Here is a 24659-nt window from a genome sequence, read left to right on the forward strand (position 1 = left end):
GATGTAATGAACTGGATTGGCGTTATCGAGCAAATTTTAGGCGGTAAGGTGATCAATTGCTTGGAATAGCGCATCTGGTATTCATTAGATTTTTTGGATGAGCGATTTGGGCCGAATAAAGGCTATTGAGTTCGTAAGGAGACTTGCGAAGGTGCATGGACTTGAAAACCTAGCCTGCGGCTAGGTTTTTTAAAAATATAAGAGTTTATATGTTTTGGAATGAACGCGGAGTTACTCCAGCTACCTCGCACGGAGGGACTACGGTGCGCTGTTCTAGCCAAAAGAGTCATTATCGGGAGTTTGAGGGAACTGCAGGGCGCTATAATTCTGAAAATCGCCATAATCCACGCCAGAGGGAACTACGATCCGCTATTTCACCGTTTCCCGGTTGGAATCAGCAGGTTCCGCTTAAATAGCGGATCTCAGTTCCTTTTCATGTTACTTTTACCCCAGTTTCCGCCAGTTAGCGGATCATAGTTCCTTTTCACACAACGCTCTCTGTCATTGCAAAGACCAACGGGAACTAAGATCCGCTAGATTGTTAAAACCGATATGAAGATGCTCATCTCTTAAGGCGGCAAAACCGCTTTCTTATGCTGAGCTATAGGGAGTTATGAGTTATCCGCGCATAATAGGAGCGGGCATTTAGAGTTAGCTGAATTGATTGGAAAATGTACAATGGTTTGCCTCTTCGAGCCGTGTTCTCGTATTATCGCTGGAGTTTATCCAGTGGAAGGCGCGAATTTCTGATAAAGATCACCTTAAAAGGCATTTCTACTGGACAAAATCCAATAGAGCGGATCGCCTATGAGCTTAAATGAAGAAATGACTGTACGATTTCCAGTAGAACGGGGGATTATTACTGAGATTAGCGTGCTAGCAGCCAGAACCCAGCAGCCAGAACCCAGAACCCAGAACCCAGAACCCAGAACCCAGAACCCATTAGCAGGCAACAGGACTTTCCCTTATGAACTCAGCCCTTACGAACTCAAAAGCCTTTATGTAGTCAAAAACCAATAGGTTCGAGATTATAACGAACTCTAGAAGCTTTGTTTCGAGCAAAACAGCACTATTCCGCCTGCACGCAGTCTCATAACGCCTCTTCAGTTCGCTAGATCAAATACGAGGCTGTTTTCATCTCTTTAGCAACAATACAGTTCGTTAGCGAGGGTATGGCTATAAACTAGCTAATACTTCTTCAATAGTGCGCCAGGATAATAGCAATATCCCGGTCATTGAATTGGAGAGAACCCTCTTCTGATTTCAGAAAACGATGACCTCTCGACTCGATATATTGGCAAAGCCGCAATAAAATCATGGGTTCAATATTCAGGAGCTTTGAAAGTGACAAAATAGTTTTGTGCGTCTCGACAGCTTGGGCCATCCGTTTCTCAACCTCCTACAGATGTTTGTCTATTATCATAGTCAATTGGACAGGTCGGATGTTGTCGAAATGTTGGGTTAACAAAATGTTCAATTCTGCTGACACTTGAATCACACATTTACCTCACAACATATTCACAAACATACCGCGCAAACATAAAAGCCCTCGACTCCTTCCTAAGAAGGCTCGAGAGCTTGCATGGATCCCTTTGCTGACGGAATCAGATCTTCAATTCCCCAAGCTTGATCAGTTCTACAACCGCTTGTGAACGACCCTTTACGTTCAGCTTTTGCATGACATTAGAAATATGATTTCGTACAGTCTTTTCACTAATGAAAAGTTGCTGCGCGATATCCTTCGTCGTTTTGTCCTGCACTAATAGTTCGAATACTTCGCGTTCGCGGTTCGTAAGTAGAAATTTGTTTTTGTGGTCGCTGCCCATGGATGTGTGTCACCCCTCCTTGCTCGGGTATTGGGAAATACAAGGTTAAGGGATACAGTCAAAATTAGTTTATGAAGGGCTGCTGTCAATGGTGCCGTATATATAGAAAAATAGGCGGTATCCACTTTTGAGTTTCCTCGTGATGCATGGTAAGCTGAAATGAGGGTTTTCTTTTGTGCAAAGGAGGCGATTCTCGTGTTCAAGCGTGATTATTTTATGCGGCAAATTGAGCAAATGACCGTGATGCTGCATCGCATACTTTTTAACAAGGAACATCTCCCATTGGAAGATGCCCAGAAGCTGCTGGATGAAGCCAGCCGACATTTGCTGGGGTTGAATATTCGCTCCCTGCAGGCGTTGTCGAGCAAAGATATTTTGGAACTTTTGTCCTATCATGGCAGTCTGGATACGGCAAAAGCGCTGGTGATCACAGATATGTTCACAGCCCAAGGAGACATGCTCGAGCGGCATGAGCAAACAGACGAGGCGTACAGCGCTTATCTGAAATCGTTGGATTTGCTGCTGCACCTATCGCTGTCCCCCGAGGTTGAGCCGAAGGATGAAGAGTATGGAGAAATGATTGCCCGCATTCAGCAAAGCATGGGACGTCTGGAAGGCTGGATTATGCCGGAGGATATCAAGCGGCTGCTGTTTGCCCATTACGAGAAGCAAGGTCTTTATGCCAAGGTTGAGGACGTGTTGTTTCACTATATGGAAGATCACCCAGACCAAGCTGAATTTCTTGGGCAAGGCGTTATCTTTTATGAAAAATTGCTGGAGATCCCGGATGATGATCTGCTGGCAGGTAATTTTAGCAAGGAAGAAGCGTTGGACGGTTTGCGCTTTTTGAAACAGAAGCTGCACTCTTTTGAAATTATGAATCCTTAATCGAATAAGAAAATTGAAGGTGTGAAGAAATGGCTTGGTATCAGGAAAGTTTTGGGAATGATTACTTAATCGTATACAAACATCGTGATTTGCAAGGCGCTTATCATGAAGTGAAGAAAATGATCGACTGGTTAGGATTGAATCAAGGGGCAGAAGTACTGGATTTGTGCTGTGGAATGGGCCGTCATTCGATGGCTTTGGCGGAATTTGGCTATGAGGTAACAGGTGTTGATTTATCTGAAGTGCTGCTGCATGAAGCGGTGAAATTAGATAAGGATAAGCAGGTGACGTGGCTGCGCGGGGATATGCGCGAAGTTCCGCTCGACCAACCCTTTGATGCTGTTGTGAATTTGTTTAGTTCATTTGGGTATTTTGACGAGGACGAGCAGAATGAGCAAGTACTGCATGAAGTGCATCGGCTTCTGAAAGAGGGCGGGCGCTTTATCATTGATTTCCTGAATCCGGTTTATACGCAGGCGAATCTGGTTCCTCAGTCGGAGCGGGTAGAAGATGGTATGCAGATTCTCGAAATGCGGGCGATTGAAGAGGGTTGTGTGCGGAAACGAATTGTGATTACTGACAAGGATGCTCCGCAGCGGAAATATTTGGAACAGATTAAGCTGTATGACCGGACGGCGTTCGAGGCTATGCTGCAAAAAGCAGGCTTACATATTGATCATGTGTATGGCGGGTATGATGGACAGGCTTATGAAGCGGATGCTTCCAGCCGAATGATTTTTGTAGGGCATAAGGAAGGATGACATTTCGGATATGAACATCGTAACGGAACATACAGAAGAGATTACCCAAGTGAAAGTTCCATTGCCCTTCCCGCTGCGGTGGGTCAACGCTTATCTCATTCGCGGAGAGAAGGGATATACGGTGATTGATCCGGGGCTGCATACGCCGGATGCCGAGGCAACTTGGCTGCAGGTCCTGCAGGAGCGGGGGATCGGCTTCGAGCACATCGAGCAAATCGTGCTCACCCACCACCATCCGGATCACTATGGGATGGCGGGATGGTTCCAGGAGCGCACGGGCGCGCCGGTTCTCCTCTCGGAGACCGGTCTCGCGCAAGTGCAGCTCCTGTGGGGCGCCGAGCAGCCGATGTCGGCGCTGCTCCTCACGCTCTTCGCCCGTCATGGCTTCCCGCAGGACGGGCTGGACGAGATGACGAAGCACATGGTGAGCTTCGTCGAATTGGTCTCGCCGCAGCCGCAGGTGACGCTGCTGCGTGAAGGCCCTGTGCGCCTAGGGAACCGCGTGTACGAAGCCATCGAGACCCCTGGCCATGCCGCGGGACATCTCGTCTTCTACGACGCCGAGGCGGAGGTGATCTTCTGCGGCGACCACGTCCTGCCGCAAATATCGCCGAACGTGTCCTTCCTCCCGCAGGTGGAGGAGAACCCGCTCGGCGCCTATCTCAGCAGCCTGCAGGAGATCGGCAGGCTGCCGGTGAAGATGGCTTACCCGGGACACCGGGAGCCATGGCAGGGCTTCGGCGCACGCGCAGCGGAGCTGGTGCGCCACCACCATGAGCGGCTTGCGCTCATGGAGAGTCAGCTAAGCGCATCGCTGAGCGCTTATGATGTATGCCGGGCGACCTTCGGCGACCGGCTGAGCATTCACCAGATGAGGTTCGCGTTGTCGGAGACGATCGCTCACCTCATCCTGCTGGAAGATGAGGGACGTATCCGCAAGGATGACCCGTCCGCGGAATTCATTCGCTACATTGCTGTAGCGAAACCATAACGAATAGCCTCCAAACCGTGCTGCTGGTTTGGAGGCTATTCCTGTTTATTGGAAGCCTAGGTACTGCGCTTCCAGTCTACTTACTACTAAAATCGCTGCAATAGAATATACCCGCTTACACGTGAAGTGCTTTTCTGAAAGACGATTCTAAAGCCGATGTCATGATCCAATAAGCAGTTTAACGCATTGATGACCAACCTATTGCGCACCAGTGTGAATGTGCAGGGTTGTGCACTGCCGATAACGCGGGCAGCGGTAATTCTGCGCGGAGAACCGGGAACTAGAGGGTTTCTTGTCCAACTAATCAAGACTAAGTCAGGTTGATGAACAGCTTTTGCACGAGCCAATCTAATCACCTCATTTCGTTGTAGATACTCTATATTGAATGCTTGTTTGCTATAAGTGTGCTGAGTGAAAGGCGGAATGGGTATCAACATTGCCTTTGTGCTTTTCATTCCACCAAACGCCAAAAAGCCACGCGGCGCCTAAGGCACCGCATGGCTTTTCTCCATCTTTTATTTCAAAGGCTTGCTATAAGTCGGGATATTATTATGCGCAAGTCGGCCGCAAGCGGCTGCAACGATTCCACAAACCATATCATCGATAAACGTGTTGCATTTTCCTTCGGAATGATCACTGTCCAAATCTTTGATTATGCCGATTTTCTCTTTATCCAAATAGCCGAAGTTGGTGAGGGCGATGGTTCCGTACATGAGAGGGACGGCGGTAGCAATGCTTTCGTCTACGCCGAAAAGTCCTTCATCCTGACCGACAATATGATTATATTGCGGGTTGAATTCGCCTGCTTCCACGGCAGTATCAATTTTGATCGCCAATTGCAGGGCGTGGAATGTCTGCTGCTTACGCAGAACGGCGAGCACATGCTCTTCGCAGAGGCTGCGCGGCATATCGGGATTATAGGGGCGCTGCAGGGTGTCGAGAATTTCCACCATATCATCAAGTGCCACACCTCTAGCGGCTAGCATTTCCAGATTGCGCTGGGTGTAATCTTCTTTCACATTTTCCGAGATGATCACGCTTGCCGTTGAGGCTACGATGGCGCAGATCCCTTTGGAAATGAAAGATTTGGGACGTTTGGTCGGGAAGAAAAAGCGGAATTTACAATCCATAAAGCCAAAGAGCGAGATGGCTCCGCTTCCATATAAACCACAGATGGACATCGCAATCGTCCGGTGCACATTATAAGCAGGGTCTTTCATGCTGGCTAGCAGTTCAGAATCATGCTTTACTTTTTTTTGCAATTCCATGAGCGTTGACATGACGTTATACGTTTCTGTTTTGCTCAATACTCCGAGCAGCGTTGTGGTAATCATGTCATAAGGAATTTTTTTGATTCCTTTGATCTCGACGAGCAAGCGAGCCACAGCATCTTCTATGACAGCTTGGGAATAGTGACTGAAAACTTCATCACGGAATTCATTGAAAATTAGCGTTTTGTCTTTGAGGAAAGTTCTCATCGCTGCGCCTCCAGTTGGGTCCAATCTATTTGACAAGTATAGCATATCAGATTTAATTCTTGAAAATGTGGACAAAAAGTAGTTATAAATCGGACAAAGCCCCGTATACATAATAATACGAAAAAGCAATGTACAGGCCATTATCCAAGACCACAAACGGGCAGATGCTTCTGAAGAAAGCTTCTGCGAAAACGCGAAGGAGGAAATAAGCAAATGAAACATCAACATTGGATTCGTTCAGCCGCTATTGCGGGGGTGATTACCTTGCTGACCACGGGATGTTCGGTTCTGGGCACTGGGAAAAAAAGTGACATCGATGCACCTCCTACCACGGGTGCGGAAGCGGAAGCCAAGACGACATCTGCTGCCGTTACGATCGATATGATGGAAGAAAACTCTTCACAAATGACGGTGTACGTCAAGGATGCCAAAGGCTTCGTAGCACCGCTTAGCCTTGGACTTCCCAAGTCGGTGTCGGTCGCGAAGACGACGCTGGAGTACATGGTGGATGGAGGGCCGGTTGCCAGCCTGCTGCCATCTGGTTTCCAGGCGCTGCTGCCGAAAGGAACCAAAATTGTTAGTCTGAACATCACGTCGGATAAGCGTGCAATCGTTGATTTCTCCAAAGAATTTTTGAATTATGATAAACAGGATGAAAGAAAAATTTTGGAAGCCGTCACATGGAACCTGACCAATTTCTCCAGTGTTGAGAAGGTTCAACTACGTGTAGAAGGCAAAGATCTGAAGGAAATGCCGCAGGCGAAGACGCCGCTGGATGCGCCTTTGGCTCGTTCCATGGGGATTAATATCGAGAAGGCAGAGGATGCCGAGTTTGGGCAATCCACACCGGTTACGCTCTATTTCTTAAATCAAAATGATCAAAATTATAAATACTACGTACCGGTAACCCGGCTTGTCAAACGAACTGATGATGTAGCTACCGCCGTTGTCAATCAACTGATCAAAGGGCCGGATCAGAAAAAAGGCTTGGCTGCCGTGCTTAACAAGACGACGGAAGTGAAGAGTATCAAGCCTTCAGAAGGATTAATTACCGTTGATTTCACCAATAAGCTTCTGGGCGCAGATCAGAAAGCATCCGCAGATGCGCTGCAGTCGGTGATTCTGTCATTAACGGAAAACACGGGGTATAAGCAAGTTCAAATTAAAGTGGATGGCGCTGTGGTGAAAAGTTCGGCATCGGATCAAAATTATACCAAGCCGGTATCCCGACCTGCCCATATTAATCCAGCGAAGCTGTAAATTTATTGCGAAAGCCCTATGCTTGGGATCTTGTCATTGACAAGCTCCTTGGAGGGGGCTTTTTTCTATTTATTTTAGTTATTTTTGGGGAAGAAGCTTAAATTTTTTTACAAAAGACTTCTACTACATTACAATGGGGTTTAAAGGATTAAAGCTTTTGAAGGAAGCAACAGGAGGAGAACAACAGTTATGAGAATTGGTGGAAGAACGAACCAAGACCTGCGTACGATGAAAATTACCCCTCATTATATAAAACATGCAGAAGGATCGGTACTCATTGAGATCGGGGATACCAAAGTTATTTGTACGGCAACCGTGGAAGAACGCGTCCCCCCTTTCATGAAGGGGCAAGGCAAAGGTTGGGTAACGGCTGAGTACTCGATGCTGCCGCGAGCCACGCAAGTTAGAAATCAACGCGAAGCGGCCAAAGGCAAACAAGGCGGACGCACGATGGAGATTCAGCGATTGATTGGGCGTGCTCTCCGCTCCGTCGTGAACTTGGAAGCCTTGGGCGAGAGATCCATTACACTGGATTGTGATGTGATCCAAGCAGATGGCGGAACGCGTACGACGTCGATTACCGGTGCTTTTGTAGCGATGGCGTTTGCGATCAACAATCTGGCTAATGATAAAAAATTGGCAAAGTTCCCGATCAACGATTTTCTGGCCTCCGTCAGTGTAGGCGTGATCGGCGATACGCCGCGTTTGGACCTGAATTACGAAGAGGATTCCCAAGCCAAGGTGGATATGAACGTCGTCATGACGGGCCAAGGCCAATTCGTAGAGGTGCAAGGTACGGGCGAGGATGCCCCTTTTTCCCGCAAGGAATTGGATGAGCTGCTGGCACTTGCCGAAACAGGCATCCGGACGATGATTGAAGAGCAAAGCAAAGTGCTGGGACCGATCGCAGATCGTATTCGAGGTGTACAACATGCGGCTACAAAGTAATATTGTTGTCATTGCTACGCGCAATGAAGGGAAAGTCAAAGAGTTCGCTAAGCTGTTTGGAGCAAAGGGCTACAAGGTTCGCAGTTTGGCCGACTATACCGAGCTTCCGGACATTGTCGAGAGCGGGAAGACGTTTGCAGAGAATGCGCGGATCAAAGCTCAGATTATTTCGGCACACCTCCACGTGCCTGTGTTAGCTGATGATTCCGGTTTATGCGTCAAAGCTTTGGGGGGGGATCCAGGCGTCTATTCGGCTAGATACGCTGGAGAAGGAGCCACAGATGCCGATAATAATGCAAAACTGTTGCAAGCTTTGAGCGAAACCGCTCCAGCGGGCGACTTGCTGTCTGAAGCGGGCCACCCGAAGCTGCTTAGCGAAGCATCCTTCGTCTGTGCGCTGGCTTTAATCGATCCTGTGGCTAATGAAATCATCGAGGCGGAGGATGCTTGCCGCGGCTTCATTATCGGTGAGGAGCGGGGAGAGAGCGGTTTTGGTTACGACCCGCTGTTCTATATTCCTGCGATGGGAAGGACGATGGCTGAACTGACGATGGAAGAGAAAAATGCGATTAGCCATCGCGCCAAAGCGCTGCGGCTCTTTCTGGATCGATTGCCGAATCAAACGGACTAAATGAAATAGACCTGCTACCACTTGATGCGTGGATAGCAGGTTTTTTTACTTTATCGTATAGAGATCTTATAGGTGCGCAGCCAGGTATCCACTTGAGCCAAATAGGCGAATAATTGAGGACCTGTCATTAATTGGCCAAACCAAGGCAGATCAAAATCATTCGTGTCCGAGCTGGCAAGCGCGCGGATTTTCTTCACGTCGATGAAAGGCAGCAAGGGGGAGCTGGAGTCATCGAGTATTTCCAACACCCATTTTCGCACGGCAGCCAAATAATTAGGATTGTGCGTTTTGGGGTAAGGACTTTTTTTGCGGGTTAAGACATCGTCTGGAAGAACGCCTTTGAGGGCTTTGCGCAGAATGCCTTTTTCTCTGTCACCGGAAGTTTTGATATCCCAAGGAATATTCCAGACATATTCAACGAGCCGATGGTCGCAGAAGGGAACGCGGACTTCCAGCCCAACCGCCATGCTCATGCGGTCTTTGCGATCGAGCAAGGTCGGCATGAAGCGGGTAATATTCAAATAGGACATTTCCCGCATCCGATTTTCTTGCTCAGTTTCGCCAGCCAGCCGCGGCACTTCACTTAATGCTTGCTGATAGCGATTGCTGACATATTCGATGGGTTTAATCCAATCGACGAGGTCGGGAGCTAATAAATCTACCCGATTATTCAATTTGAGCGACCAGGGAAACGTATTGGCCGATAAGGCTTCCTCACTGTGAAACCATGGATAACCGCCGAAGATTTCGTCCGCTGCTTCCCCGGAGATTGCCACGGTGGCATGTTTCTTGATTTCTCGGCAAAATAAATAAAGAGACCCATCGACGTCAGCCATGCCCGGTGTATCGCGGGCCAGAACGGCTGTTTTCAATGATTCCACAAGTTCCGGCGTGTCGAACTCAATATAATGATGTTCGGTGCCCAAGTGTTCTGTCATTCTTTTAATCCACGGAGCATCGGAATTCGGTTGAAAGATATTGGCTTTGAAATGCTTGTCATTATCTTTGTAGTCGACTGAAAAGGTATGCAGAGGGCCTTGCCCGCTATCTTTGTAGTGAGCGGCAGCCAGCGACGTCAAGGCGCTTGAATCGAGTCCGCCGGAAAGCAGCGTACAGATGGGGACATCGGAGGCCAATTGACGTTGGGATGTGTCATTGAGCAGATTCTGAACTTGCAGGGCTGTTGCCGCAATGTCATCTGGATGTGGTTTGCTCTCCAGCTTCCAATATGTGCGAATGGACAAGCCGTTGCGATCGAACACTGCGCATTGTCCTGGTTTGAGTTCCGACATATTGCGGTAAATGCCATGCCCTGGCGTGCGTGCAGGTCCGACAGCGAAGATTTCGGCTATTCCTTCCGCCCCGACTTCCGCCTTGAAGTCCGGATGTGCAAGGATGGATTTCGGTTCTGAACCGAATAGAAGAACGCCATTCTGATGAGAATAAAAAAGCGGCTTTACGCCAAGCCGATCTCGCACCAGATAGAGGGATTGCTCCTGATCATTCCAGGCCGCAAAAGCAAAGATGCCATTCAAACGGTCAACACAAGCGCGCCCCCATTCAATAAAAGCAACCAACAACACCTCGGTATCGCAGGTCGTGCGGAATTGATGTCCACGGAGCTCGAGCTCTTTTTTCAATTCAGGGGCGTTGTAAAGCTCGCCGTTATATACAATGGTATAGGTGTAGTCTCCTTGTTTCCGAACCATGGGCTGAGCGCCGTTTTCCGGATCCATGACACTAAGTCGACGATGCCCAAGCGCGCAATGCTGTGAAATCCAGGTGCCTGAAGCATCGGGACCACGCAAATGGAGTGTTTCCGTCATATTTTCTAGAATGGACGGGTACCCGGTCAAGTCTTTCCGCCAATCTATCCAACCCGTTATTCCGCACATAGACGTTCCTTCCTTTCTTTATGAAGAGAGCATGATGATAAAGGGTATGCAAATTTGGGATATATAATGTCTGTCCCTAGCCGGATAGGTATGGCTGACAAGATGGATTTTGTGTTTTGCTAACAGGACTGTTACAATAAATCCAATTCTTACATATTAAATGACGAAGGTGATGACAATGAAAAAGAAACATTCCAAAGCACAAATTGATTACTTGGCCTCCAGAGAACATTTTTTGCAAATTAGCAATCAAGCGGATAAACGAATTGCCGAACTGAAAGAGTCGGGGGCTGAAGTAGGCCAAGCTGAGTTGGAGGACATCATTGAGCGTGTTGGTTTGCATCGTGCTTACAATGAGCTTACACAAGCTGAAAATGTCTTGATCAACTGGACGCAAACCGCCATTAAGACGGAGCCGGAATTTATGCAAAATCGCGGCAACTTCGAGGAACTGTACGAGCGTGTCAAAACAGATGCCGAAGCCAGAGGGGCGATTCTTAATCTAGCCATGCGTTTAAATTTGGAGCTAGTGTGACATTCTAAAGATGTAGTGCCATTCTTTCTTCAGGAGGCGAATGCTCATGGATAGTCATTTCATCAGCAAGCTGCATGACAAGCAGAGGAAAGCCGAGAAGAACTTCAGGACACAAGGTGATAAGCAGCCCGGCAGTAATTTGCCGCACAAGAAACACTAAGGTCGAGTGGCACCAAACAAGAACCTGCGAGGGAAATTGCCTTGCAGGTTTTTGCTTTTTGCATGGTTTAAGCAGGTTGGATCCATACTAAACGAGTGGCTAATTCACTTAGAGGAGGAGCAGCAGCGATGAGCAAAAAGAAAAATATGACGGAAAAGAACCAAAGTGCTATTGATAATTCGAAGCAAGCTTCGCAAGTGCAATCGAATTTGACCTCGACTGAGCCGGGGCATCATCAGCCTAATCGTCCTTCTGTGTAGACCATATCTCGAAGAGCTCCAACCTTGAGTTGGGGCTTTTTTCCTTGTAAGCCTATGGACATTACGGTAAGATGGGGGAGGAGTTGGAACAAGCTTTGTAATTTCATAACGGAAATAGGTGTTTATCCTGGGCAAGTTATTGCAAGGATAAGCTTAAAAGGGAAGATCGGTTCGAAGCCGACGCGGTCCCGCCACTGTAACAAAGGAGTCAACGTCTAGGGTGCCACTGATCGCTGTAGATTGGGAAGGTAGACGCTTGATGATGATCTTGAAGCCAGGAGACCTGCCTATTTTTGACGCACACAATGTACCTACGGGAGATAGGGAGGTGTTAGATGAACTATTCGCATACCATCGATAGGCGTCTTTCCCTTTTTTTTAAAAGAGGGGAGGCGCCTTTTTTAGAAGTATAAGAGTTATCTGTTTTGGAGTGAACGCGGAGTTACTCCAGCTGCCTCGCGCGGACGTAAGGGAACTGAGGTGTGCTATTCTAGCCAAAAGTGTCAGTATCGTGAGGTTGAGGGAACTACAGTACGTTATTTTGCTGTTTTATGCGAATTTTGAAACTTTTTGTGGAAATAAGACCCTGTAGTTCCGCTATGACCCTCGCATGCCTACTTTTTGCCTAATTAGCGTCCCCTGGTTCCCTTGCTAAGTTTTGCCGCTAAGAAGAGACGGATCTATCAGGGTGGCGAAGCTGGTTTTCGTATTGACAATTCATGTCCAGTTCATAATAATAGTAATAATTACGATTAAACAATTCTCAGGAGGTTCAATTCCCTATGTTAAGTCGCTATTCCAGTAAGCTGGTCTCATTTCTATTCCTTATCGTGATTGTGATTCTATCGGCCTGTTCGAGTTCCAATGGTCAAGCTGGCGCATCTGCTCAGCCCAAATCTTCGGCAAATGCGGCAGTCCCTGCCAAAGATCAAGTGCTTAAATATGTCACACTGAATATGCCTCGCTCGCTCGATCCTGTCCATATTGACGCTCAGCGAATTACGTCAGATGGCATCGCCGAACCGCTTGTGTATCAGAATGACGATGGCTCTATTCGTCCTTGGCTAGCCAAATCGTGGAAGAACGTAGAACCGACGCAGTGGGAAGTTGAGCTGCAGCCTAACGTCAAATTTTGGAGCGGTGCCGTGATGGATGCGGCCGCTGTGAAAGCGGCTCTGGAACGTCACCAGAAGCTGAATAAACGCGGACCTTCTCAACTTGGCGGCGTTCAATTCATTGTGAAGGATGCTACGCATCTGCAAATTCAGACGCCTAAGCCGGATCCTTCTTTCATCTTTAAATTAGCTGCATTTGCCATACATAACGCGGCTCAAGCGGATTTAATCGGTGACAAGTTCAATAAAGAGCCCGATTTAACGGGATTTATGAAGCCCATTCAATTTACGCCCGGCGAGCTGTTGATTGCAGAAGCATTCCCAGGCTACTGGGGTGACAAGCCTAAACTGCAGCGCCTTGAATCAAGGCTCGGGACGGATGGTCAAGCTCGTTTGCTTGCGCTGAAGAATGGTGATGCAGACGGAGATATGAACGTAGAAGTGGAACAACGGGTTTCCTACGAAAAGGATAGCAAGTTCCAAACCTATTTTCCTGTTGGCAGCACCTCGAATCTGTGGCTCAATATCAAGAAAGTGCCATCCCTCCAGGATGCGAAAGTGCGCCAAGCGATCAACCTCGCTGTGAATCGCAAGGAACTGATCGATGGAGTGAATCGCGGATTTGCTTCCAAAGCGACAGGGCACTTCCCTTCGGGTCTCCCATATGCAATTGAAACGAGCACGGAAATGGATAAAGCCAAAGCGGCTCAATTATTGGATGAGGCAGGATGGAAAGCTGGTTCTGACGGCATTCGTGCCAAAGATGGCCAGAAGCTGCAGTATAAAATGTTGACTTATTCGGTCTTTCAACCGCTAGCGGTTGCGCTGCAATCACAGCTCAAAGAAGTTGGGATTTCCGTTGAACTAAACGTTGTAGAAACGACGGCATCCAATCAAATGATGCTGGACGGCAACTTTGAGCTTGCGACCTATTGTTCGTGCGGAAGTGCGACTGGGGATGTTGGAGGGCAATTAAATTCATACTACCACACAGGCATTGCTTCTAATTATGGTGGCTACTCCAATACAGAAGTAGATAAACTGTTGGAAGTTTTGGTTTCCGAGTTCGATGGCAAGAAACAGGCTGAACTTGCAAAGCAAATTCAAACGAAAGTGCAGCAGGATGTGCCGATTGTTTATTTATACAATAGTACGCGTTGGGGCGCAGCCTACAATAAAAAAGTTCAAGGTGTAGATGACAACCTCAAGACCAGAATCACACCGGCCATGTATATCGCACAATGAAATTAGTACGTTATCTATGCATCCGGCTGGCGATGACGGTTCCTGTCCTTCTAGGTGTAACGCTGCTTGTTTTTTCACTTGTGCGTTTCATCCCCGGCGACCCGGCTCGCACCATGCTGCTCAGCATGTTTGATCCTGGCTCGAATCTAACTGATTTGGAGAAAGATGCAAGTGAGCTGAAAAGGAGCCTTGGGCTGGATCAGCCCTTCTGGGTCCAATACGGACATTGGCTTATGCACATTGTCCAAGGAAATTTAGGTGTTTCCTTTCGCAGCAGAACACCGATCTGGGATGAGTTTATGAGCCGCTTCCCAGCCACGCTCGAATTATCGCTTGCTGCCCTTGTGGTCATGATCCTGATCTCAATTCCTTCCGGTATTGCTGGCGCAGTGTTTCATCGCAGAGCACTGGATCATATCAGTCGATTCATAGCTTTAATCGGGATTTCGGTGCCTTCTTTCTTCTTGGGACTCGTCTTTATGTATAGCTTCTCGGTCAAATTCGGCTGGCTGCCGACAATGGGACGAGGCGATATGAAACATCTGATTCTCCCTGCACTTACGCTTGGGATCGGACTTTCCTCCATTACCGCGCGATTGCTGCGGACAAGTATGCTGCAAGCATTCTCACAGCGGTATATGCTGCTGGCTGAAGCGAAGGGTCTTTCGAGGCTGCAAATGATCGGGAAACATGCGCTTCCCAATGCGCTGCTCCCTGTTCTAACCTCCTTTGGGTTGGTTCTGGGGGGATTGATCGGCGGTTCCGTTATCGTGGAGACCATCTACGCGTGGCCCGGTATTGGCCGCTATGCGGTGGATGCGATAACAGGGCGCGATTATCCGGTCATTCAGGCATTTGTCCTCTTCATAGCTGTCGTGTACATTTCATTGAATCTTCTCGTTGATATCGCCTATCGGTGGCTTGATCCGCGAGTAAGGGTTGAGCAGGAGGGACAGCGTGGATAAGCGGTTTCGCCAAAGATTAGTTGCAGCTATTCAAAAAGATCCGATTGCACTTGGTCTGCTTGTACTCCTTATCGGAATTCTAATCGTCTCGCTTGGTGCCCCTTGGTTCGCTGTTCAAGATCCGCTCAAAGTGAATTATTCGGCTTCTCTGCTTGTCCCGTCGAGTGATCACTGGTTCGGAACGGATAATTACGGAAGAGATGTGTGGACAAGGTTGATGTATGGCGGGCTCCATTCCATTGGAGCCTCCATCCTAGCGGTGAGCATCGTGATTTCCATAAGTCTGTTGGTCGGACTTGCTGCCGGCTATTTCGGTGGTTGGGTGGATACAGTCCTGACCCGTATTATGGACGTTCTTTTCTCCTTTCCGCAAATGGTTCTAGCAATAACGCTCGCTACTTTACTAGGCGCAGGATTGCCCAGCTTGCTTATTGCTGTCGCGGCTGTCTCCTGGCCCTCGTATGCCCGTATGATTCGCAGTTATGTTCTATCGATCCGGGGGGATGGATACGTGACGGCCGCTCGAGCTATGGGCATTCCCGCATGGAAAATTATCGGGACGCATATTCTAGGCGCTTTGGCAGGACCGATTCTGGTCTTGGTGACGCTGGATATGGGGAGTATCATGCTTAGCATCGCTTCGATGTCCTTCCTGGGGCTGGGGATTAAGCCGCCGCAGCCGGAGTGGGGGGCGATGCTGAACGAAGGCAGAGCCTATCTGGAAGAAGCGCCTTGGTTGTTTATTGCCCCAGGCATGGCGATCTTGCTTACCGTATTAGCCGCCAATTATTTGGGCGACATCTTGAAGGATGCACTGGAACCGCGCAAACCTTCAGTTCCGCAATTGTTTGGGCGCAGACGATTGCATAAAATCATAGCACCTCCACCGATTGCCCCTTGGGCTGCTGGAGTGTCGGGCGCTCCAATTTTAGACATGCGCAGCGTCACGATTACTCTGCAAGAGAACGGCAAATCAGCCACTTCTCCTATTCTTCACAAGGTGGACCTCCGATTGTATCCAGGTGAATGTCTAGGCCTAGTGGGGGAGAGCGGCTCAGGCAAGAGCACACTCGCGCTTGCTTCATTGGGCTTGCTCAGACTGCCCCTTCATCAACAAGAGGGTTCAATCCAATTATTCGGAGAGGATACCTCTGCGTACAGGTGGAAGGATTGGCGCCGCATTCGCGGGCGGCGAATTGCCTATATAACGCAAGATCCAATGGATTCTCTGAATCCAGTCCTACGTATCGGCGAGCAGCTGCGCGAATGCCTGCTGATGCGAGGCAGTTCTTGGACGAAGGCGGCTGCCAAAGAGAAGGTGCTTGAGCTTCTGGAGCAAATGGGTTTGTCTGCGGATACCTATGGCTGTTATCCGCACGAACTCAGCGGAGGGATGCGTCAGCGTGTCGTCATCGCGATGGCGATGATTCATCAACCCGATATTATCGTGGCGGACGAGCCGACAACAGCGCTTGATGTAAGCACCCAGGCTAGAATCATGGAACTGTTGAATGAGCTGCGTTTGAAACATCAGATGGCTCTTATCTTTATTTCGCATGATCTGCGGCTAGTTGCTCAAATCGCTGATCGCGTCTGTGTGATGCGCGGTGGTCAGGTTGTGGAGACAGGCGATATTCAGCAGGTATTCACGAACCCTGCGCATGCTTACACGCGACAATTACTAGATGCTATACCTAAGATGCCTTCTTCATCTATTAGGTCAGAGGAACTGGCTCAGGTGCCGGTGGAAAGATGAGGTACGGTCTATGCTGGTCGTTGATGGCGTATCCAAAGCTTACGCAAAGAAAAAAGTGCTCCAAAACGTCACATTTACGATAGCGCCTGGCGAAAGTGTCGGTTTAATCGGCATGTCCGGCTCAGGGAAAAGCACATTGGCACGCTGCTTGATGGATCTGGAACGTCCAGATGAAGGAAGCATGCAGTGGTATGGAGCATCCCTGGCGAACAAGCGTGTTCGCCAGACATCGCGCAAATCGATTCAGATCGTGTTTCAAGACCCGAGAAACAGCTTAAACCCGGCCTGGACGATGAAACGAAGCCTAAGTGAGGCGTTTCTGCAATTCCAGGCACACCAAAGTCGTCCGCAAGAACAAGACCGGGTATATGCCGAGCTGCTTGAGGCAGTCGGATTGAATGAATCCTTCCTGAGCCGCTACCCGCATGAGCTGAGTACAGGCCAATGTCAGCGCGTATGCATCGCCCGGGCGCTTGTGGCAGAGCCTGAGTTGATCATCCTGGATGAATGTCTTTCGGCACTGGATGTATCGGTGCAAGCCCAAGTCATCGAGCTGCTGCATACCCTGCATCAAACCCGGCAGGTTAGCTACTTATTTATCTCCCATGATATTGCAGTAGTCGCTTCACTCTGTGATCGGCTTCTTGTTTTGCATGAGGGTCTAATCGTCGAGCAGGGCAGGACGCAGGATATTTTGGCCGATCCGAAGCATTCCTATACCCGCTCACTGCTTGCGGACGTGCCGCATTATCCGAAATTTACGTAAAGCAAGGAGGACGTTATGAGTACTTGGGATTTATCTACAGTGAAGCATCATGTATTAATTTGCAATGGCGGTTCCTGTCTCAAGAAAATGGGGGATGAAACGACCCTGGCTATTCGTGATGAAATTGCTCTGCATGGTGCAGAGGGTCTCATCCATACTACACGCACAAGATGCAATGGACGCTGCGAGGATGCCTGTGTGGTTACTGTGTATCCGCAAGGGGTTTGGTATAAAGAGATGACACCGGAATCAGGAAGAAGACTGGTCCGCGAGCATCTCCTGGAGGGCCGGCCTTTGGAGGATCATATGATCTACACCTATGAGGATAGCTTTGTACCCACAGGCAAAGGGCGAACTGGCGTTAGCCGCATCAAGCAGTAGCATGAACCGCAATCGTCGATACTTCATTCACTGATATAGGAACACAAAAGAGGCTTCCCGCAAGGTTTTCAACCTTGCAAGGAAAGCCTCTTTTTTATGAAAAGCTTTTAAGTAAATGGCTTTTGAAATCCGCTACATTTCTTGGTGCACTGACGCCTTCCCTGTTTGCTTCAGGTAAGGATTCCCACAAATCCAGCAGCATAGGTTTATCCAATCCCAGCGATTGAATAGTTTCCGTCTGGCTGAAAATATCGGATGGCGTACCTGCCATTACACATTGACCACGATCCAGAACAAGAACCCAATCGGCCCATGCATAGGCAAGATTCATATCATGAGTTGCCATGACAAGCGTGATTCCGCGATGATGAATACGATCAAGCTCTTCGATAAGCTGTTGTTCGGAGATGCGGTCCAAATAGGCTGTAGGTTCATCCAGCAGCAGCAGCTTTGGTTCAAGGACGAGCACGCCAGCCAGCGCTACTCGCTTCTTCTGGCCGAGACTCAAATGATGGATCGGTGTATGGGCCAAATGCTCGATGCGCATCGTGCGCAAGATGGCTTCAGCACGATGCTTGATTTCTGGCTCAGGCATTCCGGCATTGCGCAGTCCATAGGTAACATCTTCGTAAGGGGTATTCAAAATGAGCTGCTGCTCTGGATCTTGAAAGACGAGACCAATGTCCTGACGCAGCTGCTTCAGAGCTTTGCGTTCATACTTCAAAGGCATGTTCTTCCACAAAACCTGGCCTGACGCAGGCTCGTGAATGCCAATCGTATGGAGGAATAACGTTGACTTACCGGAACCATTGTGACCGCAAATGGCCGTTTTTTTTCCTTCGGGGATCGCGATGTTCAGCTCGTTGAGAGCCTTGGTTTGCGTTCCTGGATAGCTGAAGCTCACGGCCAGGGTTTCAAATATTGCACTCATAGGGCACTCCTCCAGCGAAGCCATAATTCGAGCAGCAGCAAAAGAGTGAATCCTACGCTGCTTTCCACTTTGTATCGGAGTGGTATGGGTTTAGCTTGGTAGGGCGCCATGTGGATGTCTTCCGTGAAGCCTCTGGAGACGAGCCCATTGGACAGCGATTTATACTGCTGCATCGTTTTGATAAACATTTGGACAATTAAAGTGGCTGTATCTCTCAGGCGGTTGCGGAAGCCGTTCTGGCCGCCTCTGGCTTGCTGCGCGACATACATATCTTGGGCTGTTTCAAAAAGCATAAATAAAATCCGGTACATAATCAGCATAATTTCCAATACGAGTTTAGGCACTCGGACTTTTTTCAAAACTTGAAGCAATTCCGCAAAAGGGGTGCTGCAAATAATAAAAGTCATGCAGGACAGACAGGCGACAATGCGAGCGAACAGTTGTCCCACAAGCAGGAGTCCCGACGAAGTAATGAATAAATGCCAATTCAGAAAGGTTAGGCTTGCCACCTCATGAAGACCAGGATAGCTTGCTTGCAATGGCTGGATTTCAATGATAAGGGCAGGCACACTTCCTACAAAAAACAAGCAGGCGATGGCAATTAGCGAGATGTAAAACCTCAGCGGAATACGGGCATAAACCACGGTCCATAACGTCATCCATATAGCCAGAAGAATTTGAACGAGCGGATGAGCCATATAAGTAAACAAGAGCATGATCATGGCAAAAGCGCATTTCCACATCGGGGAAAGGTCGCGTAACGCATTGCTGTAGGCGAGTGTATCAATTCGTTTCATCATTGGGACTTGGATTTCGACGCCCTTCCTTTGAATAGTCCAAAAGCAAAACCGATGAAACCTGCGCCGATAGCCGCCTGCAGGGCGAACAGCATGCTTTCTGTCTCCGCAGGCAATTCAAAGAAAGAGGAGAACCACGGTTCATAGGAAGGTTGGATGGTCTGGATCAATTGTTCTGCGGCATCATCGGCACCGCCGAATTCACCGTTCACGAGGACGAGAGGCAGCACGGCCAAGAGTACAATAGCGATCAGCATGAGAATGTTTTTGGTGCGTGATTTCATTGTTCGGATGCTCCTTTCATTTTATGCTGCAGAATCGTCAGTTCTTTGGGGCTATAAGCTTGCAACCAATTCCAGATTAATACGGTTAAAATACCTTCACTAATAGCAAGCGGGATTTGTGTGATGGCGAAAATCCCGCCAAATTTAAAGAAAGAAGCAATGAAGCCGCCTTGTTCAGCCGGGAAGGCCAGAGCTAGTTGAATGGATGTAACCACGTAGGTAGATAAGTCAGCCAAGGCAGCTGCCAGGAAAATGGACCATTTCTGCTTGCCTGTCGTTTTCATCATGAACCTATAGATGAAGAAACCGACAACCGGGCCTGCAAGGGCCATGGAGAAAGCGTTAGCTCCGAGTGTTGTAAGCCCGCCATGCGCGAGCAATACGGCTTGGAACATCAATACAATGGAGCCCAGCACGCTCATAGGCAGCGGCCCGAACATTACAGCTCCAAGACCCGTACCTGTCGGATGGGAGCTGCTCCCCGTAACGGATGGAATCTTCAGTGCGGAGAGCACGAAAGTGAACGCTCCGGCAAGCCCGAGCATAATTTTGAGCTCGGGGTTTTCTTTGGTAATCTTAATGAGGGAACGCAGTCCGAGGAAGAAGAATGGGAGGAAAGCGACCCACCAGAAAATAGCCCAGCCCACAGGCAGGAACCCCTCCATAATGTGCATTGCATAGGCGGATTGAGGTTCATTGATAAATAGATAGAGCGCAAATCCGATCACAAGCAGCAGAAAGCTTGACATTCTTTTTGATTTGATTGACATTTTTTCGGAAATCTCCTTTTTTCATCGAATATAAATAAGTCCAAACAAAAAAGACCAATCCATGTGGACAGGTCGTGGGTACGTACGAATACACGACAAAGAAACGGCTTTGTCGAAGGACTGACGTACACCGCTCCTTTCCGCGAAGGGTTGTGGGTACATAAATGAAGGTAGGTCTCCTGGCTCTCGGATCTTCGTTTTCTTTCGGCCTTCCCTGATGACATATCAAGTGACATTGATAGAAAGAAACTCCCCGAATACAGTGGCGGGACCGCTCGGGATTTGCACCCGATTCCCTGTTACCCCTTGTTGCGAACAAGGGCACCTCATTTATTCGAACTTATGTAATTGAGATGATTATAGCACAAATTGAAAGATTCGTAGCAAGATAAGAGTCTCTGGCAGCCCCTATTTGCACAAAAAGGTAGTTTTTATCGTGAATAGAAGTCTTTGGGGGCTTTTATCTTCGGTGAAACGCGCAAAAACCCCCAAACAAGAAGCGGTAGGAGTCTCAAAGAGCTCTTATTTGTGCCGAGGGTGGCTATTTTACACGAATAGAAGTCCTTGGAGACTCTTATCAAGAGGTGGAACCAAGTATACCCTCTATCTAAATAAAACAAAAAAAGACCGCGATTTCTCGCGGTCTTTCGAACTTGCATGACGTCCCAGGAGGGATTCGAACCCCCGACCGCACGCTTAGAAGGCGTGTGCTCTATCCAGCTGAGCTACTGAGACATAAACCTCTTCTTACCTAGCGGAATGAATCCGTTTAGCGAAGCGAGAGTTAATATATCATATCATTTTATAGGAAGTCAACCCTCGATTCATAATTATTTTGCAATCACTCTGACAATCAAGTAAACTGTGACCAGCAAGACCATGATTTCTGAGGTGATGACCATAACAGAACCATCTATGAATAATTTAATTCTTTTTCCCAAAACAGAGCAGTACTACGAAGAAGAGTTGACTCGCTTTCTGCGAACTGAGCAATACACGGATGCTCTTCAACTGCTTACTTTTCTACTCCAGTTCCCAAATGTCGAAGCAAGTAAAACGGATCAATGGGAAGCATTGCGTCATTGGCTCTACACCATGTTTCCAGAAACGATGTTTCCGGGCGCGGCTCCGCCTGAAGAGGATGAGGAAGAGGAGAAGGAACTTTTAAGGCAATACATAAAAGAAAAAACAACGGATGAAGGATTTACGCTTAAATTGCTGAATCTGTTAAGAGAAGGCACATTGGAGCAGCAGGTCAGTGCGCTTGAACAGCTCGGTTTCATCGACCAAGAGGAGGTCAGCCAATCGGTTAAGGAATGGCTCAGTGAACGGCCCCGGCATCCGCACATTCAATTCAAAGCGCTGCAAGCGCTCAAGCACATGGGTGAACATGGCTTTATCGAGTTTCCCAAGAATGGGAAAAAGGTTGCCGTGGAGATTGAGGAGACGCCGCTAGGTCCCGAAGAATTTCCATTGCGGATTCGTGATATGATTCGCCGGGTAGGGGACATTAGTGAAATCAGCCAACCTGACTTCGTGTATTTTGCCAGACAAACGTGGCAGGAGTTTCTGGCCTACGCCTATGGCACATCCATCTACACGGATCTGCTTAGTGCGGAAGAAGGGGCGGTCGACGTGTGGGCATCCGCGCTGCACGCGATTCTGCAAGAGAAATTATTTGGTACGGTGAACCGTGAAGAAATACTAGATAACTATGGGATTGTGGATTCGATGACCCTGCAATGGAAGCGGGCACACCTAGTGCTGCAGGCGTTTGTGAAGCAGTTTACCCATGAACTTTCGTAGCTCCAAAAGGTCGCCTTGAAATGAAATTGTTATATGTTATAATAGAATGGTTATAATGAGCGTAACGTGAAAATATGTCATCGTACATTTTTGGAGGGGAAAGCATAAAATGAAAGCAAGTTGGGAAAAAATAGAGAAGAACGTAGGCGTTCTTGAAGTGGAAGTTGGCGCAGAGCGCGTCGCAGATGCTTTGGATAAAGCATTCAAAAAGGTATCAGCGAAAGTAAATGTTCCAGGTTTCCGTAAAGGGAAAGTACCACGTTCTATCTTTGAAGCTAAATTTGGTGTAGAAAGCTTGTACCAAGATGCTTTGGATATCATTCTGCCAGAAGTTTACGTAGAAGCGATTGAAGAAGTCAAAATCGAGCCTGTTGATCGCCCTGAAGTTGACGTTGAGCAATTCGCCAAAGGTCAAGTTCTTAAGTTCAAAGCTAAAGTAACGGTTAAACCTGAAGTTACGCTTGGCGACTACAAAGGTATCGAAGTAGAAGCAGTTAGCGCAGCGGTTACAGAAGAAGAATTGAACGAAGAGCTTACGCGTTTGCAACAACGTCACGCTGAATTGGTTGTTCTTGAAGAAGGACAAGCAGCTAACGGCGACGTGGTCGTTCTTGATTTCGAAGGATTCGTGGACGGTGAAGCATTCGAAGGCGGCAAAGCGGAGAAATACTCCCTTGAGCTTGGATCGAACTCTTTCATCCCAGGATTCGAAGAGCAGCTTGTTGGTCTTGGAAAAGGCGAAGAAAAGGAAGTTAACGTTAGCTTCCCAGAAAACTACCACTCCGAAGATCTTAAAGGTAAAGAAGCTGTATTCAAAGTGTTAATTCACGATATCAAACGCAAAAACTTGCCAGAACTTGATGATGAGTTTGCAAAAGACGTAAGCGAGTACGATACACTTGTTGAGTACAAAGAAGAATTGCAAAAACGTCTGCAAGAGCGCAAAGAAAAAGATTCAGAGGCTGCTCTGGAAACAGCTGTTGTTGAAAAAGCTGCAGCTAACGCTGATGTTGAGATTCCAGCTTCCATGGTAGAAGCAGAGCTTGATGTTATGGTGAAAGAATTCGAAAGACGTCTTCGCTCCCAAGGCATGACGCTTGAGATTTACTTCCAGTTCTCCGGTCAAAACGAGAGCGTGCTGAAAGAACAAATGAGAGAAGATGCTGACAAGCGTGTTCGCAACAATTTGGTTCTTGAAGCCATCGCAGCGGCAGAAAAAATCACAGTTTCCGACGAAGAAGTTAATGTGGAACTTGAGAAATATGCCTCTTCCTACCAAAAGACAACAGAAGAACTTCGTGAACTGTTCGCATCTAACGGCAGCCTAGAAGGTCTGAGCAATGATCTTGTTATCAGAAAAACAGTTGACTTCTTGCTTGAAAATAGCAAGCATGTTTCCGCAGCTGTATAAATAAGGTTAGTAAAGGCACGTACGTAAGCAACGTGCCTTTCTTTTACCCTATTTTACCTGCAAACTGTTCAAGAACATAAGAAATACGTACTTACATAGCAGTTCTCTGAAAAAATGACTTTGCTGCTCAAACGTGTTAAACTGTAACTGAATCCCATTTTGGAGAACATTGGCTATGGCCGCAAAAGGAGTTGGTACAATGAGTCTTATTCCTATGGTTGTTGAACAAGAGGCTCGTGGGGAACGTTCTTACGACATCTACTCGCGTCTGCTTAAGGACCGCATTATATTCATCGGGACCGCAATTGATGACGATGTGGCTAATTTGGTCATTGCCCAGCTGCTCTTTTTATCTGCACAAGACCCTGAGAAAGACATCCACTTATACATCAACTCACCAGGTGGGTCTGTAACAGCTGGAATGGGTATCTTCGATACCATGCAATTCATTAAACCTGACGTATCTACGATTTGCGTAGGTATGGCTGCAAGCATGGGTTCTTTGCTTTTAACGGCAGGTGCCAAAGGCAAGCGATACGCGCTGCCGAATGCTGAAGTTATGATTCACCAACCGCTCGGCGGTGTTAGAGGTCAAGCGACCGATATCAAGATTCACGCGGATTGGATTATCAAGACGAAACAAAAACTCAACCAGATTTATGTGGACCGTACGGGACAGCCGCTTGATAAGATCGAAAGAGACACCGACCGGGATAACTTTATGAGCGCTGATGAAGCGAAGGCATATGGGTTAATCGACGAGGTTATCACTCGAAACGACTTGAAATAAAGGAGTGAT

General features: G+C 48.0%; 26 protein-coding genes, 1 tRNA gene and 2 riboswitches. Of the genes, 17 read left to right on the forward strand and 10 right to left on the reverse strand.

Features of this window, described 5'->3' with window-relative positions; genetic code table 11:
- Positions 1 to 1198: 1198 nt before the first annotated feature.
- Together LOZ80_RS01570 and LOZ80_RS01575 are read right to left on the reverse strand one after the other, a co-directional pair.
- Positions 1199 to 1384 carry a hypothetical protein gene (locus LOZ80_RS01570; protein ID WP_238169786.1) on the reverse strand — a complete coding sequence of 62 codons (186 nt, stop codon included), beginning with the start codon at positions 1382 to 1384 and terminating at the stop codon, positions 1199 to 1201.
- Positions 1385 to 1604: 220 nt separating this feature from the next.
- Positions 1605 to 1826, reverse strand: a complete 222-nt coding sequence (locus tag LOZ80_RS01575; protein WP_028556998.1) for a helix-turn-helix domain-containing protein — start codon at positions 1824 to 1826, stop codon at positions 1605 to 1607.
- 195 nt (positions 1827 to 2021) lie between these two features.
- On the opposite strand from LOZ80_RS01575, the gene LOZ80_RS01580 reads away from it, so the two are divergent.
- The 3 genes from LOZ80_RS01580 to LOZ80_RS01590 are packed head-to-tail and all read left to right on the forward strand — an operon-like array spanning position 2022 to position 4466.
- The gene (locus LOZ80_RS01580) at positions 2022 to 2714 is read left to right on the forward strand and encodes a DUF6483 family protein (protein ID WP_189020883.1); all 693 of its coding nucleotides are present in this window, start codon (positions 2022 to 2024) and stop codon (positions 2712 to 2714) included.
- Between the two features lie 29 nt (positions 2715 to 2743).
- Entirely contained in the window at positions 2744 to 3475 is a 732-nt protein-coding gene (locus LOZ80_RS01585; RefSeq protein ID WP_238169787.1) for a class I SAM-dependent methyltransferase, read from the forward strand.
- A 10-nt stretch (positions 3476 to 3485) separates the two neighbouring features.
- The gene (locus LOZ80_RS01590) at positions 3486 to 4466 is read left to right on the forward strand and encodes an MBL fold metallo-hydrolase (protein WP_238169788.1); all 981 of its coding nucleotides are present in this window, start codon (positions 3486 to 3488) and stop codon (positions 4464 to 4466) included.
- Between the two features lie 86 nt (positions 4467 to 4552).
- On the opposite strand, the gene LOZ80_RS01595 is transcribed toward LOZ80_RS01590, so the two are convergent.
- Entirely contained in the window at positions 4553 to 4813 is a 261-nt protein-coding gene (locus tag LOZ80_RS01595; RefSeq protein ID WP_238169789.1) for a hypothetical protein, read from the reverse strand.
- 168 nt (positions 4814 to 4981) lie between these two features.
- Entirely contained in the window at positions 4982 to 5944 is a 963-nt protein-coding gene (locus LOZ80_RS01600; RefSeq protein ID WP_238169790.1) for a phosphatidylglycerophosphatase A family protein, read from the reverse strand.
- Between the two features lie 213 nt (positions 5945 to 6157).
- On the opposite strand from LOZ80_RS01600, the gene LOZ80_RS01605 reads away from it, so the two are divergent.
- The 3 genes from LOZ80_RS01605 to LOZ80_RS01615 all read left to right on the forward strand — a co-directional run bounded on the left by LOZ80_RS01605 (position 6158) and on the right by LOZ80_RS01615 (position 8783).
- Positions 6158 to 7204: a GerMN domain-containing protein gene (locus LOZ80_RS01605; protein WP_238169791.1), complete on the forward strand. Its 1047-nt coding sequence runs from the start codon at positions 6158 to 6160 to the stop codon at positions 7202 to 7204.
- Between the two features lie 189 nt (positions 7205 to 7393).
- Complete coding sequence (rph, locus tag LOZ80_RS01610) at positions 7394 to 8152, forward strand: ribonuclease PH (RefSeq protein ID WP_238169792.1); 759 nt, start codon at positions 7394 to 7396, stop codon at positions 8150 to 8152.
- Positions 8136 to 8783 (forward strand): XTP/dITP diphosphatase, encoded by a 648-nt coding sequence (locus LOZ80_RS01615; RefSeq protein ID WP_238169793.1) that lies wholly within the window; start codon positions 8136 to 8138, stop codon positions 8781 to 8783. Before rph ends, LOZ80_RS01615 begins: the two co-directional genes overlap by 17 nt.
- Before the next feature lie 50 nt (positions 8784 to 8833).
- Here LOZ80_RS01615 and asnB read toward each other — a convergent pair whose 3' ends face one another.
- Complete coding sequence (asnB, locus tag LOZ80_RS01620; RefSeq protein ID WP_238169794.1) at positions 8834 to 10678, reverse strand: asparagine synthase (glutamine-hydrolyzing); 1845 nt, start codon at positions 10676 to 10678, stop codon at positions 8834 to 8836.
- 178 nt (positions 10679 to 10856) lie between these two features.
- Here asnB and LOZ80_RS01625 point away from each other — a divergent pair, with 178 nt between their 5' ends.
- From LOZ80_RS01625 to LOZ80_RS01655, 8 genes are all read left to right on the forward strand, one after another.
- Entirely contained in the window at positions 10857 to 11213 is a 357-nt protein-coding gene (locus LOZ80_RS01625) for a hypothetical protein (protein WP_238169795.1), read from the forward strand.
- A gap of 46 nt (positions 11214 to 11259) precedes the next feature.
- Positions 11260 to 11373, forward strand: coding sequence for a DUF4023 family protein (locus tag LOZ80_RS01630; protein ID WP_189020902.1), 114 nt, complete (start codon positions 11260 to 11262; stop codon positions 11371 to 11373).
- Between the two features lie 128 nt (positions 11374 to 11501).
- Positions 11502 to 11633: a hypothetical protein gene (locus tag LOZ80_RS39100; protein WP_268240227.1), complete on the forward strand. Its 132-nt coding sequence runs from the start codon at positions 11502 to 11504 to the stop codon at positions 11631 to 11633.
- Between the two features lie 99 nt (positions 11634 to 11732).
- Positions 11733 to 11938, forward strand: a riboswitch (cobalamin riboswitch).
- A gap of 477 nt (positions 11939 to 12415) precedes the next feature.
- Entirely contained in the window at positions 12416 to 13993 is a 1578-nt protein-coding gene (locus LOZ80_RS01635) for an ABC transporter substrate-binding protein (protein ID WP_238169796.1), read from the forward strand.
- On the forward strand, positions 13990 to 14958 hold the full coding sequence (gene nikB, locus LOZ80_RS01640) for a nickel ABC transporter permease (RefSeq protein ID WP_189013528.1): 969 nt from the start codon (positions 13990 to 13992) through the stop codon (positions 14956 to 14958). Before LOZ80_RS01635 ends, nikB begins: the two co-directional genes overlap by 4 nt.
- Positions 14951 to 16714 (forward strand): dipeptide/oligopeptide/nickel ABC transporter permease/ATP-binding protein, encoded by a 1764-nt coding sequence (locus LOZ80_RS01645; RefSeq protein WP_238169797.1) that lies wholly within the window; start codon positions 14951 to 14953, stop codon positions 16712 to 16714. The genes nikB and LOZ80_RS01645 overlap by 8 nt, the downstream gene beginning before the upstream one ends.
- A gap of 10 nt (positions 16715 to 16724) precedes the next feature.
- Positions 16725 to 17480, forward strand: coding sequence for an ABC transporter ATP-binding protein (locus tag LOZ80_RS01650; RefSeq protein WP_238169798.1), 756 nt, complete (start codon positions 16725 to 16727; stop codon positions 17478 to 17480).
- A gap of 15 nt (positions 17481 to 17495) precedes the next feature.
- Positions 17496 to 17861, forward strand: a complete 366-nt coding sequence (locus tag LOZ80_RS01655; RefSeq protein WP_238169799.1) for a (2Fe-2S) ferredoxin domain-containing protein — start codon at positions 17496 to 17498, stop codon at positions 17859 to 17861.
- A 94-nt stretch (positions 17862 to 17955) separates the two neighbouring features.
- On the opposite strand, the gene LOZ80_RS01660 is transcribed toward LOZ80_RS01655, so the two are convergent.
- From LOZ80_RS01660 to LOZ80_RS01680, 5 genes are all read right to left on the reverse strand, one after another.
- The gene (locus tag LOZ80_RS01660) at positions 17956 to 18792 is read right to left on the reverse strand and encodes an energy-coupling factor ABC transporter ATP-binding protein (protein ID WP_238169800.1); all 837 of its coding nucleotides are present in this window, start codon (positions 18790 to 18792) and stop codon (positions 17956 to 17958) included.
- Positions 18789 to 19592 carry a cobalt ECF transporter T component CbiQ gene (gene cbiQ, locus LOZ80_RS01665; protein WP_238169801.1) on the reverse strand — a complete coding sequence of 268 codons (804 nt, stop codon included), beginning with the start codon at positions 19590 to 19592 and terminating at the stop codon, positions 18789 to 18791. The genes LOZ80_RS01660 and cbiQ overlap by 4 nt, the downstream gene beginning before the upstream one ends.
- The gene (locus LOZ80_RS01670; protein ID WP_238169802.1) at positions 19589 to 19873 is read right to left on the reverse strand and encodes an energy-coupling factor ABC transporter substrate-binding protein; all 285 of its coding nucleotides are present in this window, start codon (positions 19871 to 19873) and stop codon (positions 19589 to 19591) included. Before LOZ80_RS01670 ends, cbiQ begins: the two co-directional genes overlap by 4 nt.
- A complete protein-coding gene (locus LOZ80_RS01675) occupies positions 19870 to 20643 on the reverse strand; it encodes an energy-coupling factor ABC transporter permease (RefSeq protein WP_238169803.1) in 774 nt (257 codons plus the stop codon). The genes LOZ80_RS01670 and LOZ80_RS01675 overlap by 4 nt, the downstream gene beginning before the upstream one ends.
- Positions 20644 to 20795: 152 nt before the next feature.
- Positions 20796 to 20986, reverse strand: a riboswitch (cobalamin riboswitch).
- Between the two features lie 318 nt (positions 20987 to 21304).
- Positions 21305 to 21378 (reverse strand) — tRNA-Arg (locus tag LOZ80_RS01680).
- A gap of 180 nt (positions 21379 to 21558) precedes the next feature.
- Here LOZ80_RS01680 and LOZ80_RS01685 point away from each other — a divergent pair.
- From LOZ80_RS01685 to clpP, 3 genes are all read left to right on the forward strand, one after another.
- Positions 21559 to 22449 (forward strand): hypothetical protein, encoded by an 891-nt coding sequence (locus LOZ80_RS01685; protein WP_238169804.1) that lies wholly within the window; start codon positions 21559 to 21561, stop codon positions 22447 to 22449.
- A gap of 109 nt (positions 22450 to 22558) precedes the next feature.
- Entirely contained in the window at positions 22559 to 23860 is a 1302-nt protein-coding gene (gene tig, locus LOZ80_RS01690) for a trigger factor (protein ID WP_238169805.1), read from the forward strand.
- A 199-nt stretch (positions 23861 to 24059) separates the two neighbouring features.
- Positions 24060 to 24650 carry an ATP-dependent Clp endopeptidase proteolytic subunit ClpP gene (clpP, locus tag LOZ80_RS01695; RefSeq protein ID WP_238169806.1) on the forward strand — a complete coding sequence of 197 codons (591 nt, stop codon included), beginning with the start codon at positions 24060 to 24062 and terminating at the stop codon, positions 24648 to 24650.
- Positions 24651 to 24659: the final 9 nt, after the last annotated feature.

Source organism: Paenibacillus sp. HWE-109 (assembly GCF_022163125.1).
Lineage (GTDB): Bacteria > Bacillota > Bacilli > Paenibacillales > NBRC-103111 > Paenibacillus_E.